General features: G+C 72.4%; 1 protein-coding gene (only partly in view). It reads left to right on the top strand.

Annotated elements, in window-relative coordinates; genetic code table 11:
* A protein-coding gene (locus tag ABZV44_RS15735; RefSeq protein ID WP_354836458.1) for a non-ribosomal peptide synthase/polyketide synthase crosses the window boundary here: on the top strand, positions 1 to 15,395 show its 3' portion. It extends 3,484 nt beyond the left edge of the window; 15,395 of the gene's 18,879 nt are visible here — the last part of the coding sequence; the start codon falls outside the window, past its left edge; its stop codon occupies positions 15,393 to 15,395.

Here is a 15,395-nt window from a genome sequence, read left to right as displayed (position 1 = left end):
GCCTGCTGAGCGCCGCCACCGCCGACGCCGCGGTGCCGGTGGGCGATATCGAACTGCTCGACGCCGGCGAGCGCGACTACGTCACCTCCAGTTGGAACGCCACCGGCTCCCGCGTCCCGGATCAGTTCCTGCACCAGGGTTTCGACGCGCAGGCGGCCCGCACCCCGCACGCGCGCGCCCTGGTCTTCGGCGACACCGAACTCACCTACGCGGAGTTCTCCGAGCGCGCGAACCGGCTGGCGCGCTATCTCATCGCCGCCGGGGTCGGCCCGGAATCGCTGGTGGTGCTGGCCATGGCCCGCTCGGTGGAGCTGGTGGTCGCCATGTACGCCGTGCTGCGCGCCGGCGGCGCGTACGTGCCGGTGGACCCGTCCCACCCGGCCGAGCGCATCGGCCACATCCTCACCACCGCCGGCCCGCACGCCGTGCTCACCACCCGCCGCGACGGCTTCACCCTGCCCGAAACCGTCGACGTGCCACTGCATCACCTCGACGAGCTGGAGCTGGCGGAGTACTCCGCGGCCAAGATCGGCGACCGCGAGCGGCGCGCCGTCCTGCACCCGGACCACCCGGCCTACGTCCTGTTCACCTCCGGCTCCACCGGCAAGCCCAAGGGCGTCGCGGTCACCCACCGCGCCATCGCCAACCAGCTGGCCTGGATGCAGGCCGAGTACGGCGTCCGCGGCCAGGACGTGTACCTGCAGAAGACCGCCACCACCTTCGACGTCTCGCTGTGGGGTTACTTCCTGCCGCTGCGCGCGGGCGCGACCCTGGTGGTCGCCACCCCAGACGGCCACCGCGATCCCCGATACATCGCCGAAACCATCGCCCGCCACGGGGTCACGCTCACCGACTTCGTGCCCTCCATGCTCGCGGTGTTCGCCGCGCACGCCGAGGCGGGCGAACTCGATTCGCTGCGTGAGGTCTTCGTCATCGGCGAGGCGCTGCCGCCGGAGACCGTCACCGCGTTCTGGGCCGTCAGCGACGCCGGGATGCACAACCTCTACGGCCCCACCGAGGCCGCGGTGTCCATCACCTTCCGCGAGGCGCACAGCTCCGACACCCTCACCGTGCCGATCGGTGAGCCGGAGTGGAATTCCCAGGTGTTCGTGCTGGATTCGCGCCTGCACCCGGTGGCCATCGGGGTGCCGGGCGAACTCTATCTGGCCGGTGTGCAGCTGGCCCGCGGCTACCACGACCGGGTCGACCTGACCTCGGATCGCTTCGTGGCCAACCCCTTCGGCCGGCCGGGCGAGCGCATGTACCGCACCGGCGATCTGGTGAAGTGGACCGAGGACGGCGAGCTGGTCTACCTCGAGCGTCTCGACTTCCAGATCAAGTTCCGCGGCCAGCGCATCGAACTGGCCGAGATCGAGAGCGCCCTGCTGCTGGCGCCCGCGGTGGCACAGGCCGCGGTGCGGCTCGTCACCGCCGACTCCGGCGACTACCTGGCGGGCTACGTGGTCGCGGCCCCCGGCGTCGACCTGGACCCGGAGACGCTGCGGGACGGGCTGACCCGGGTGCTGCCGCCGTACATGGTGCCGACCGCCCTGATGGCGCTGCCCGAGCTGCCGCTCAACTCCAGCGGCAAGCTGGACCGCAAGGCGCTGCCCGTTCCGGAGCTGCGCGCCAAGAGCTTCCGCGCCCCCGTCGACGCCGCCCAGCGTCTGGTCGCGACCGTGTTCGCCGAGGTGCTGACCGCCGAGCGGGTCGGCCTGGACGACGACTTCTTCGCCCTCGGCGGCAGCTCGCTCGACGCCGCCCGGGTGACCTCCCGCATCGGCGCCGAGCTCGGCGCCCGGGTCCCGGTGCGCCTGCTCTTCGAGGCCTCCACCGTCGAGGGCCTGGCGGCCGCGCTGGTCGCCGCCAACCCCGACGCCGCCCGGCCGGTGCTGGCCGCGCGGCCGCGCCCCGACCGCATTCCGCTCTCGCCCGCCCAGCAGCGCCTGTGGTTCCTCAACCGGATCGAGACCGAGGACGGCGAGCACAGCGTCTACAACCTGCCGATCGTCCTGCGCCTGCGCGGTGCGCTGAACATCGCGGCGCTGGAACAGGCCACGCTGGACGTGCTGGCCCGCCACGAGTCCCTCCGCACCACCTATTCGGACTCGGAATCCGGCCCCTACCAGCACATTCTGGATATGGAGGACATCGGGCTGAGCCTGAGCCCGGTGCCGGTCGCCGCCGCGGAGATCACCGGCGCGCTCGCCGCCTTCGCCTCGGCCGGATTCGATGTGACCGGCGAACTGCCTTCGCGCATAGGGCTTTTCGTACTCGACGAGGAGACCGAGGACCGGTCCCCGGAATACGTGCTGGCCGTCGTCGTGCACCACATCGCCGCCGACGCCCTCTCGCTGGCGCCGCTGATCACCGATCTCATGCGTGCCTACACCGCCCGCCTCGCCGGCGCCGAGCCCGGCTGGGAACCGCTGGCGGTGCAGTACGCGGACTACAGCCTCTGGCAGCACGAATTGCTCGGCGACGACCGGGAACCGGGCTCGGTGGCACACCAGCAGCTCGAGTTCTGGCGCGCGACCCTGGCGGGCCTGCCCCCGCAGCTGGCGCTGCCGACCGACCGTCCCCGGCCCGCGACGCCCGCCAATAGCGGTGCGTCCGTGCCGTTCTCGGTGGACGAGACCGTCGCCGCCGGCCTGCGCGAGCTGGCCCGGGCCCACGGCGTGACCATGTTCATGGTCGTGCACGCCGCCTTCGCGGCCCTGCTGGCGCGCAGCAGCGGCACCGCCGACGTGGCCGTGGCCTCGCCGATCGGCGGCCGCGGCGAACGCGAACTCGACGCCCTCATCGGCATGTTCGTCAACACCCTGGTGCTGCGCACCCAGGTCGAGCCCGACCTGTCCTTCACCGACCTGCTGGGCCGGGTGCGCACCGCCGACCTGGCCGCCTTCGCCCACGCCGAACTGCCCTTCGAGCGCATCGTCGACGCCCTGGCCGTGGACCGCACCACCGGGGCGCCGCCGCTGGCCCAGGTGATGCTGACCTTCACCGACGCGGCCCGCATGGACGGCGCGCAGGCCTTCGCCCTGCCCGGGCTGACCGTGGCCCCGGTCGAGATCGACGACCCGACCGTCAAATTCGACCTGCACCTGGTGGTCGGCGAGCTGGGCGACCAGGCCGGCCTGAGCGGCAATCTGCGCTACGCGACCGAGCTCTTCGAGGCCGGCACCGCTGCCGCGCTCGCCGAGCGCCTGGGCCGGGTGCTGGCGGCCGTGGCCGCCGACGCGACCGTGCGGGTCGGGGACATCGACCTGCTCGACGCCGCCGAGCGGACCCGGATCCTGCACGAGTGGAACGACACCGCCGCCGCGCTCGACCTGCCCGCGGGCGACGCCGCGACGCTGGTGTCGCTGTTCGAGACCCAGGTGGCGCGGACTCCCGACGCGTCCGCTCTCACCTTCGAGGGGTTGAGCCTGACGTACAGCGAGTTCGCCGTGCGCGTACGGCAGCTGGCGCGCTGGCTGATCGGCGAGGGCGTCGGCCCGGATTCCTGCGTGGCGCTGGGCATGCGGCGCTCCCTCGACCTGCTGGTCGGCATGTACGCGGTGGCCGCCGCCGGCGCCGCGTATGTGCCGCTGGACCCGGACCACCCGGCCGAGCGCATCGAATACATCCTCGACACCGCCGATCCGGTCACCGTGCTGACCTCGGGCGAGGACCTGGCGATGGATGTCGCCCAGGTGCGGATCGACCTGCTGGACCTCACCGGGTTCTCCGACGAGCCGATCACCGACGCGGATCGCGCTGCGCCGCTGCGGGCTTCGAACAATGCCTACGTCATCTTCACCTCCGGTTCGACCGGCCGCCCGAAGGGTGTGGCGGTGCCGCACTCGGCCATCGTCAACCGCCTGGTCTGGATGCAGGCCGAGTACGGCCTGACCGCCGACGACGTGGTGCTGCAGAAGACTCCGGCCACCTTCGACGTGTCGGTGTGGGAGTTCTTCTGGCCGTTGCTGATCGGCGCCACGCTGGTGGTGGCCCGGCCGGAGGCGCACCGCGACCCGGCCCAGCTCGCGGAACTCATTGCCCGCGAAGGCGTCACGGTCACCCACTTCGTGCCGTCCATGCTCGCGGTTTTCGTCGCGGAGGAGGCGGCCGCGCGCTGCACCGGCCTGCGCCAGGTGTTCGCGTCGGGCGAGGCTCTCCCGCCGAAGTCCGCACATCGACTACGTGAGCTGACCGGCGCCGAGCTGCACAATCTCTACGGTCCGACCGAGGCCGCCGTCGACGTCACCTATCACCAGGTCGTGGACGCGGACGTCGATACCGTGCCGATCGGCCGCCCGGTGTTCAACACCCAGGTGTACGTGCTGGATTCGCGACTGCGGCCGGTGCCGGCGGGTATCGCCGGTGAGCTCTACCTCGCGGGCGATCAGCTCGCCACCGGTTACGTGGCACGCCCGGACCTCACCTCGGATCGTTTCGTGGCCAACCCCTTCGGTGTCTCCGAGCGCATGTACCGCACCGGTGACCTGGTGAAGTGGCTCGGCAACGGCGAACTGGAATACCTGGGCCGCACCGACTTCCAGGTGAAGCTGCGCGGCCTGCGCATCGAACTCGGCGAGATCGAGTCCGCCCTGACCGAATCGGCGTCGATCGCCCAGGCGGCGGTCGTGGTGCGCGGTTCCGGCCGCGCCGGCGCGGAGCCGCAGCTGGTCGCCTACCTGGTGCCCGCCCCCGGCGCGGAGATCTCGCCCTTCGAGTTGAAATCAGCGCTCGCGCAGCGCCTTCCGTCCTACATGGTGCCCGCTGTTTTTGTGCCGCTGGACGCCCTCCCGCTCAATGCCTCCGGCAAGCTCGACCGCGCCGCCCTGCCCGTGCCGGCGGCCTCCGCCTCCGCCTCCGCCTTCCGCGCCCCCACCGGCCCCGAGGAGCGGATCGTCGCGGAAGTCTTCGCCGCCCTGCTCGGGGTCGAGCGGGCCGGCGCCGACGACGACTTCTTCGCCCTGGGCGGCAACTCGCTCATCGCCACCCAGCTGGTGGCGCGCCTGGGCAAGGCCGCGGGCGTGCGGATTCCGCTGCGCGCGGTCTTCGAGGACGCCACGGTCGCCGGGCTGGCGGCCCGGATCTCGGCGGCCGACGCCGAAACCGTAATCGAGCTGCCGCCGGTCTCGGTGCAGCAGCGCGGCGACCGCATCCCGCTGTCCATCGCACAGCAGCGCATGTGGTTCCTCAACCGCTTCGACATCCGCGACGGCTACACCATTCCGTTCGCGCTGCGGCTCACCGGCTCGCTGAACCTCGAAGCCCTGCAGGCCGCGGTGGCCGATGTGGTGGACCGGCACGAGACGCTGCGCACCATCTACCCCGAGCACGACGGCGAGGCCAGTCAGCTCGTCCTGCCCGCCGGCACCCGCCTGATCGATCTGATGCCCGAGCCGGTCTCGGCCGCCGAGCTGCCCGGGCTGGTGGAAGCGGTGGCGCGCACCGCCTTCGACGTGACCGCCGAGGTGCCCTTCCGCATCCGCCTGCTCGAGCTCACCGACGAGCCGGGCGCCTACCTGCTGGTCATGGTGGTACACCACATCGCCGCCGACGGCTGGTCCTTCGGCCCGCTCACCCGCGACATCGCCAGCGCCTACGTGGCCCGCTGTGCGGGGGAGACCCCCAATCTCGCCCCGCTGCCGGTGCAGTACGCCGATTTCGCGCTGTGGCAGCGCGCCGCCCTGGGCAGCCCCGACGACGCCGGCTCGGTGCTGGCGCGCCAGCTGGCGCACTGGACCCGGCGCCTGCACGGCGTGCCCGACGTGCTGGCCCTGCCCACCGACCGCCCCCGCCCGGCGGTCGCCAGCGGCCGCGGCGCGGGCTTCGCCGGCCGCTTCGACGCCGAATTGCACAAGGCCGTCCTGGATTTCGCGGCCACCCGCCGGGTGACGCCGTTCATGGTGCTGCACACCGCGCTGGCGGTCACGCTGGCCCGGCTCTCCGGCACCGGGGACATCGTCATCGGCACCCCGGTGGCGGGACGCGGCGACGAGGCCCTCGACGACCTGGTCGGCATGTTCGTCAACACCCTGGTGCTGCGCACCGAGGTGCGCCCGGACGCGTCGCTGTCCGAGCTGCTCACCCAGGTCCGCGATACCGACCTGACCGCCTTCGAACACGCCGTGGTGCCCTTCGAAATGCTGGTCGACGCGGTGAATCCGGTGCGGTCCCAGGCACATTCGCCGCTGTGCCAGGTCACGCTGACCCTGCAGAACCACACCCGGCCCAGCATCCGCCTCAACCGCCTGGCCATCGAGGCGCTCACCGTCGACGCCACCGCCGCCCAGTTCGACCTGGACTGGACCATGGCCGAGACCACCGACGCCGAGGGCGGGCCCGCAGGCATCGAGGTCTACATCACCTACGCCACCGACCTGTTCGACGCGGCGACCATCGGCGCGTTCCAGGACACCTACGAGCGCGTGCTGCGCGCCCTGCTCGCCGACCCGCGCACCACCGCCGGGGACGTGGAGATCATGGCGCGCGCCGAGCGCGGGGTGCTGCTGGTGGATCGCAATGCCACCACCCGGGTGCTGCCCGCCGAGACCCTGGCCGAGCTGCTCGACGCCCGCGCCGCGCAGGACCCCGATGCGGACGCGCTCGTCTTCGAGGGCGACCGGGTCGCCTACGCCGACCTGGCGCGGCGCGTGAATCGCCTGGGCCGCCTGCTGATCTCGGCGGGGGTCGGCCCGGACGCCATCGTCGGCGTCACCGCGCAGCGCTCGATCGACATGGTGGTGGCGCTGTACGCCGTCGTGGCCGCCGGCGCCGCCTACGTGCCGGTCGATCCGTCGCATCCGGCCGACCGCATCGCGCATGTCCTCGGCACCTCCGCCGCCACCCTGGTGCTCACCGTCGGCGGCGCGGAACTGCCCGCACTCGACGGCGTGCGCGTGCTCGACGTCGCCGGGCTGACGGAATCCGGTGCCCTGGACGGTCTTTCGGACCAGCCGATCACCGATGCCGACCGGCACCGCGCGCTGCGCCCGGACAACCTCGCCTACGTCCTCTACACCTCCGGCTCCACCGGCCTGCCCAAGGGCGTCGCGACCAGCCACCGCGCCATCATGAACCAGCTGCGCTGGCTCGAGGACCGTTACGGCGTCACCCGTGCCGACCGCATCATGCAGCGCGCCCCGCTGGCCTTCGACGTCTCGGTGTGGGAGTGCTTCCTGCCCGCGATGGTCGGTGCGCCCCTGGTGATTCCGCGTCCCGGCGGCCACCAGGACCTCGACTACCTGGCCGGGCTCATGCGCGAATTCGGCGTCACCATCGCCGAACACGTGCCGTCGGTGCTGGCGGCCCTGGTCGCCGAGGGCCACGGTGACGCGCTGCGCTCGTTCCGGCACCTGCACACCGGCGGCGAGGCGCTGCCCGTCGAACTGCTCGGCCGGCTGCGCGAGCTGGTGAGCGGCTCGGTGCACAATGCCTACGGCCCGACCGAGGCCGCGATCTCGACCGTCTACCACGAATTCTCCGACGCCGACCCGGATTTCGAAGTCGCCATCGGCCGCCCGAACTGGAACACCCGCGCCTACGTACTCGACGCCCGGCTGCGCCCGGTGCCCACCGGCGTCATCGGTGAGCTCTACCTGGCCGGTGCCCAGCTGGCCCGCGGCTACCAGGGCCGGGGCGGGCTCACCGCCGACCGGTTCGTGGCCGACCCGTTCGGAGTGCCCGGCGCGCGCATGTACCGCACCGGCGATCTGGTGCGCTGGAACCGCACGGGTGATCTGGTGTACGTGGGCCGCAACGACTTCCAGGTGAAGCTGCGCGGCCAGCGCATCGAACTGGGCGAGATCGAGGCGGCCCTGCTGTCCGCGCCCGGCGTCGCGCACGCGGTGGTGCTGCTGGCCCGCGACACCGCCGGGACCGACTGCCTGGTCGGCTACGTCTCCGGCGCCGGGCTCGACGCCGAGACCGTGCTCGAGCACGCCCGCACCCAGCTGCCCGCCTACATGCTGCCCGCCCACCTGGCGGTGCTGGCGGAGATGCCGCTCACCAGCGTCGGCAAGCTGGACCGGAATGCCCTGCCCCCGGTCGAATTCACCGCCGCCACCGTCGCCTACCGCGCGCCCGCGCCGGGCACCGAGGCCACGCTGGCCGCCCTGATCGGGGACTTGCTCGGCGGCGTCACCATCGGCGCCGACGACGACTTCTTCGCGCGCGGCGGCAACTCCCTGCTGGCCATGCGCCTGGTGGCGCGCGCCAATGCCGCCCTGGGCGCGGAGCTGAGCGTGCGTCAGCTGTTCGAGGCGCCGACCGTCGCCGAGCTGGCGGCCCGCATTCGCGGCGGCGGGCAGCGCCTGCCGCTGCGGCGCATGCCGCGACCGGAGCGAATCCCGCTGTCGCTGGCCCAGACCCGGATGTGGCTGCTCAACCGCCTGGACCCGGAATCCGCGGCCTACAACGTGCCCGCGGCCGTCCGCGTCACCGGCGAGATCGACACCGGCGTGCTGAGCGCGGCCTTCGCCGACGTGATCGGCCGCCACGAGACGCTGCGCACCATCTACCCGGCCGACGCGGACGGGGTCGGCTACCAGCTGGTCCTGCCCGCCGACAGCGCGCTCCCGACCCTGGAGATGCGGACCGGCGCCGACGCGGCCGACCTCACCTGGATCGAGAGCTTCGTGGCGCGCGGCTTCGATGTCACCACCACGGTGCCGGTGCGCGCCGCGCTCATTCGTGAATCCGAGCACAGCCACGTGCTGGTGGTGGTGCTGCACCACATCGCAGGCGACGGCCAGTCGGAGGATCCGCTGCTGCGCGACACCATCACCGCCTACCTGTCCCGCGCCGCGGGCCAGTCCCCGGTGTGGACGGAACTGCCGGTGCAGTACGCCGATTACGCGCTCTGGCAGCGGGCCGTCCTGGAACAGTCCGGCCCGCGCGAGCTGGCGTACTGGACGGAGGCGCTGGCCGATCTGCCCGAGGAGCTGCCGCTGCCGACCGACCGGCCCCGGCCGGCCGTGGCCTCCGGGCGCGGTGCCCGGGTGCAGGCGCGGCTGGACGGTGGTCTGGCCACCGCGATCAAGCGAATCGCGGAGGCGCACAACGTCACCCCGTTCATGGTGTGGCACGCCGCGCTCGCGGTACTGCTGTCCCGGATGTCGGGATCGGCCGACATCACCATCGGCACCCCGCTCGAGGGCCGCGGCAATGCCGCCCTCGACGACCTGGTCGGCATGTTCGTCAACACCCTGGCGCTGCGCACCCGCCCGGAACCGGGCCTGGGCTTCGACGCGCTGCTGGCGCAGACCCGCGAGGTCGATCTGGCCGCCTTCGACCACGCGACGGTGCCGTTCGACCAGGTGGTCGAGGCCCTCGGCGTGCCCCGCACGCAGGCCCGCAACCCGCTGTTCACCGTGGTCCTGAGCTACATGAACCTGGGCGCGCAGACCTACGCGGTGCCCGGCCTGGTGCTGGAGCCGGTCGACTTCGAACACCGGGTGGCCCGCTTCGATCTGCAGTTCACCGTCTCCGACGAACCCGATGTCGACGGCCACCTGGCCATCGAATTGAACTACGCCACCGACCTTTTCGACGCGGCCACCGCGGCCGGTCTGCTGCGCCGCCTGGGCCGCGTGCTCGGCGCGATCGCGGTCGACGCCACCGTCCCGATCGGCGAGATCGACCTGATGTCGCCGTCGGAACGCGCGGGACTGCTGGATCGGTCCGGCACCGAGCCGGTCACGCTGCGCACCCTCGGGGAGATCCTCGCCGAGGCCGCCGCGAGCTTCCCGGACAATATCGCCGCGCGGTACCGGGACCGGGAGCTCACCTACCGCGAGCTGGATGCCGAGTCCTCGCGCCTGGCCCGCGTGCTCATCGAGCGCGGTCTCGGAGCGGAAGACTATGTCGCCCTGGCGATTCCGCGATCCGACACCACCCTGCTCGCGGTGTGGGCGGTCGCCAAGACCGGCGCCGCCTTCGTCCCGGTCGACCCGAACTATCCGGCCGACCGCATCGAGCACATGCTGACCGACTCGGGCGCGACCTTCGGCCTGACCGTCGCCGCGAGCCGGGACCGGCTGCCCGGTGCGGCCGAGTGGCTGGTCATCGACGCGCCCGAATTCCTGGACACCCTGCGGGAATTCGACGCGACCCCGATCGCGCCCGGCGAGCTGCGCCGTCCGGTCCGGGTGTCCAACCCGGCTTGGATGGTCTACACCTCCGGCTCCACGGGTCTGCCCAAGGGCGTCGTCGCGACCCACGCCGGCGTGGCGGGCGTCGCGATCTCGCAGCGGGAGCGGTACCGCCTCGGCGCCGACGCCCGCGTCCTGCAGGTGTCCTCGCCGAGTTTCGACGCCTACCAGCTGGAGATCCTGATGGCCACGCCGGTCGGCGCGCGCCTGGTGATCACCCCGGCCGAGGTGTTCGGCGGCGCGGAGCTCACCGACCTGATGGCCGCCGAGGGCGCCACCCACGCCTTCATCACCCCGGCCGTCCTGCAGACGCTCGATCCCGAGCGGCTGCCGGAGTTCCGTGAATTGGCGCTCGGCGGTGAGTCCTTCGGCCCGGAACTGGTGGCCCGCTGGTCCACCGGCGCCCGCGCCGTGCACAACGCCTACGGTCCGACCGAGACCACCATCACCTCCAATATCGGCGCCCCGATGCTGCCGGGCGAGCCGGTGGTCCTGGGCGCCCTGACCGCGGGCATGACGGCGGTCGTGCTGGACGCCCGGCTGCGGCCGGTCCCGGCCGGCGTGACCGGTGAGCTGTACCTGAACGGTCCGGGCGTGGCCCGCGGTTACCATGCGCGGCCGGGACTCTCGGCCGAGCGCTTCGTGGCCGACCCGTACGGCGCGCCCGGTGAGCGGCTCTACCGCACCGGCGACCTGGTGCGCTGGACGGCCCGGGCGGACGGCCGCCGCGGGCTCGAATACGTCGGCCGCGCCGACCATCAGGTGAAGGTGCGCGGTCTGCGCATCGAGCTCGGCGAGATCGACGCGGTGCTGGCCACGCACGAGTCGGTCGAATTCGCCGTCACCCTGGGCCACACCGACGCCGCCGGCGCGGTCGCGCTGGTGTCGTACGTGGTGGCCGCGCCGGGTCACACCGTCGACGTGGACGAACTGGTGGCCCACGCGGGCCGCTCGCTGGCCGCGTACATGGTGCCCGCATCGATCATGGTGCTCGACGCCGTCCCGCTCACCCCGGTCGGCAAGCTGGATCGTAAAGCCCTGCCGGAGCCGGTCTTCCGCACCGTCGAATTCCGGGCCCCGCGCACCGATGCCGAGCGCACGGTCGCCGGGGTGGTCGCCGCCGTGCTCGGCACCGCGGACGCGGAGCGGGTCGGCCTCGCCGACGACTTCTTCGCGCTCGGCGGCAACTCGCTCACCGCGACCCAGCTGGCCGCGCGCCTGAGCGCCGCGTTCGGCGTGCCGGTGCCGGTGCGGGCGGTGTTCGAGCACTCGACCGTGGAGGCGCTGGCCGCCGCGGTGCTCGCGATCGACTCGGACGCCCCGGCCCGCCCGCCGCTGCTGCCCCGGACGGTGACCGGCCCGGTCCCGGTTTCCCTTGCACAGCAGCGCATGTGGTTCCTGAACCGCCTGGATCCGGACTCCACCGCCTACAACATCCCGCTCCCCATCCGCCTGAGCGGACCGCTGGACGTGGCGGCGCTGACCGCGGCGATCGCCGACGTGGTGGTCCGGCACGAGGTGCTGCGCACCGTCTACCCGGAAACCGAGTCGGGTCCGGTGCAGGTGGTGCTGCCCGCCGCCGCTGCCACGGATCTGCCTGCGCTGGAGCCGATTCCGGTGACCGAGGAGACGGTCGTGGCGGCCGTCCTCGAGGTGATCGGCCAGGGCTTCGACGTCACCGCGGTCGTGCCGCTGCGGGCGGCGCTGTTCCGGCTGGCCCCCGAGGACCACGTCTTCGTGGTCGTCATGCACCACATCGCGGGTGACGGCAGCTCGCTGGTGCCGCTGGCCCGCGATGTCATGACGGCCTACGCGGCGCGCAAGTCGGGCGTTGCCCCGGCATGGACGCCGCTGCCGGTCCAGTACGCGGATTACGCGGTCTGGCAACGCGAGCTGCTCGGCTCCGAGGACGATCCCGCTTCGCTGGTCTCCCGGCAGCTGGGCTTCTGGACCGAGACCCTGGCCGGACTGCCCCCGCTGCTCACCCTGCCCGCCGACCGCCTCCGGCCGGTGGTGCTGGACACCGACGGCCGCCGCGTCGATTTCACCATCGACGCCGAAACCCACACGGCCCTGGCCGAATTGGGCCGATCCAGCGGTGCGACCCTGTTCATGACCGTGCACGCGGCCTTCGCGGCCCTGCTGTCCCGGCTGACCGGCTCGACCGATATCGCGGTCGGCACCCCGGTCGCCGGGCGCGGAGACGAGGCGCTGGACGATCTGGTCGGCATGTTCGTCAATACCCTGGTGCTGCGCACCGAGGTCGCCCCGGCCGAAGGCTTCACCGACCTGCTGCGGCGGGTCCGGGCCCGCGACGTCGCGGCCTTCGACCACGTGGACGTGCCCTTCGAGCGGCTGGTGGAGGTGCTCAACCCGGAGCGTTCGACCGCGCGTCACCCGCTGGTGCAGGTCGGCTTCTCCTTCCACAACCAGGATCGGGCGGCCTTCGATCTGGACGGGCTGCGGGGCGGCGCCATCGAATTCGATACCGACGTCTCGCAGTTCGACCTGCACCTGGTGGTCATGGACCGCTACGACGCCGACGGCGCCCCGGCCGGGATGACCGCGACCATGACCTACGCGACCGCACTGTTCGACGAGGTCACCGTCGCCGGATTCGCGGAACGCCTGGAGCGGCTGCTGGCGGGCGTGATCGCCGATCCGCACGGTCCCATCGGCGACATGGACATCCTCGGCGAGAGGGAGAGCGAACGCCTGCTGCGGTCCTGGAACGCGGCCGACAGCGGCTTCCCCGCGCGCGGGCTGCTCGACGAGTTCGACGCTCAGGTGCGACGTACCCCGTTCGCCCTCGCGGTCGTCGAGGACGGGCGGGCACTGAGCTACCGCGACTTCGCCGAGCGGGTCGACCGGCTGGCCCGGGTGCTCATCGGCGCGGGCGTCGGCCCGGAAACGCTGGTGGCACTGGCGCTTCCGCGCAGTATCGAACTGCTGATCGCCATGTACGCCGTGGTGCGGGCGGGCGGAGCCTATGTCCCGCTGGATCCTGCGCACCCGATCGAGCGCACCGCGATGGTCCTCGAGACGGCCGCGCCGGCCGTGGTGCTCACCAGCTCCACCCGGACCATGACGCTGCCGGACGACCTGCCGGATTCCACGACTGTGCTGGACGTCGCGCTCGCCGACGATCCGACCCTGCCGGGCACCGCGATTCGTGACGAGGAGCGCCGCGCGCCGTCCTCGCCCGCCGATCCCGCCTACGTGATCTTCACGTCGGGTTCGACCGGCAAGCCCAAGGGCGTGGCCGTGCCGCACGCGGCGGTCGCGCACCAGCTGGACTGGATGCAGTCGGAATACGGCCTCGCCGAGGGAGATTCGGTGCTGTGGATGACCTCCGCGGCCTTCGACCTCTCGGTGTGGGAACTCTGGTGGGCGTTGCGCACCGGATCACGGATCGTCCTGGCTCCCGAAGGCGCACAGCACGACCCGGAAGGATTGCTCGATCGGATCCGCCGGGAGTCCGTCACCACCCTGACCCTGGTGCCCTCGCTGCTGGCCATGCTGGCCGATGTAGCCGGCGCGGACGGTCTGCCGGTGTCGCTGCGCCGCGTGCTGGTCATCGGCGAGGCGCTGCCCGCCGAGACGCTCCGGCGCGCCAGGTCCGCGACCGCCGCGCGGATCGACAACCTGTACGGCCCGACCGAGGCGGCGGTGTCGGTCACCCGATTCCGCACCGACGCCGACCTGCGCCAGGCCGTGGTGCCGATCGGCACCCCGGAGGCGGGCAACCGGGTGTACGTGCTCGACGACCGGCTGCGACCGGTGCCGGTCGGCGTCCCCGGCGAGCTGTACCTGGGCGGCGCGCAGCTGGCCCGCGGCTACCACGACCGTCCGGATCTGACGGCGGAGCGGTTCGTGGCCGATCCGTTCGGCCCGGCAGGTTCGCGCCTCTACCGCACCGGCGACCTGGTGCGCTGGGTGCGGTCCGCCGATGTCGGCGTCCTGGAATTCGTGGAGCGCCGCGACTTCCAGGTGAAGGTGCGCGGCTACCGCATCGAGCTGGCCGAGATCGAGCACGCCCTGCGCGCGCAACCCGGCGTGACCGACGCGGTCGTCGTGGTCGACGGCACGGGCGATTCCGCGCGGCTGGTCGGATACTTCGGCCTCGACGCCGACGCCGACCCCACGCAGCTGCGGTCACGGCTGGCCGGACTGCTGCCCAGCTACATGGTGCCCGAGGCGCTCGTGTGCCTGGACGCCGTGCCGCGCAACGCCAATGGCAAGGTCGATCGCGCCGCCCTGCCGGCGCCGGACTTCGTCCCGCGTGAATACCGCGCTCCCGCAACCGAAGTCGAGGCCGCTGTGTGTGCGGTGTTCGCGGAGGTCGTGGGCGTGGACCGGGTCGGCCTGGACGACAACTTCTTCGAGCTGGGCGGCAATTCCCTGCTCGCGGTCCGGCTGGCCACGCGGCTCGGTGAGGCGCTGGACCAGCGGGTTCCCGTCGTGCTGGTCTTCGCCGCGCCGACGCCCGCCGAGATCGCGGGGCCGCTGAGCGCTCCGGGCGGCGTCGACACCGAGGCCGCGTTCGCCGTCCTGCTGCCGCTACGACCGTCCGGTACGGGTGCACCGCTGTTCTGCGTCCACCCGGTCGGCGGCATCTCCTGGTCGTTCGCCGGTCTGGCGCCCTACCTGGCGGAGGATCGCCCGATCTATGGTCTGCAGTCGCCGACCCTGGCCGCCGATGTGCCGCTGCCGGATTCGATCGAGGAGTGGGCGGCGCGCTACGTGCGCGAGATCCGCGCCGTGCAGCCCGAAGGGCCGTACCACCTGCTCGGCTGGTCGCTCGGCGGTGTGCTCGCCCACGCCATGGCGGTGCAGCTCCAGGACGACGGTCAGGAGGTCGCGGTCCTGGCCATGCTGGACAGCTCGCTCGAGAGCGACATCGATCCCGAGTCCGCCGTCCCGGTGGCGGAACTGCTCGGTGAGGTGCCGGGACTGGTCGATGCCGAAGCGGAGGTCGGCGCGGACCGGGTCGCCAGGATCGTGGACAGTGCGCTCGCGGCCTTCCCGCTCATCGGCGCCTACCGGCCCCGCCGCTACAAGGGTGACCTGGTGTATTTCCACGCGGCCCTGGACGATCCGAGCGGCAGCTGGGGCATCTCCAGCTGGACCGACGCCATCGACGGTGTGCTGGAGAACCACGCCGTTCCGGCAACTCACTGGCGGATGACCTCGCCCGACGCGCTCACCCACATCGCCCGCGTGCTGAACGCCCGCACTCCCCGGACTTAG

The organism is Nocardia sp. NPDC004860 (genome assembly GCF_040609015.1).
GTDB lineage: Bacteria > Actinomycetota > Actinomycetes > Mycobacteriales > Mycobacteriaceae > Nocardia.
Note: the sequence above shows the minus strand (reverse complement) of the source record. Positions and strands in the feature narration are given on the sequence as shown.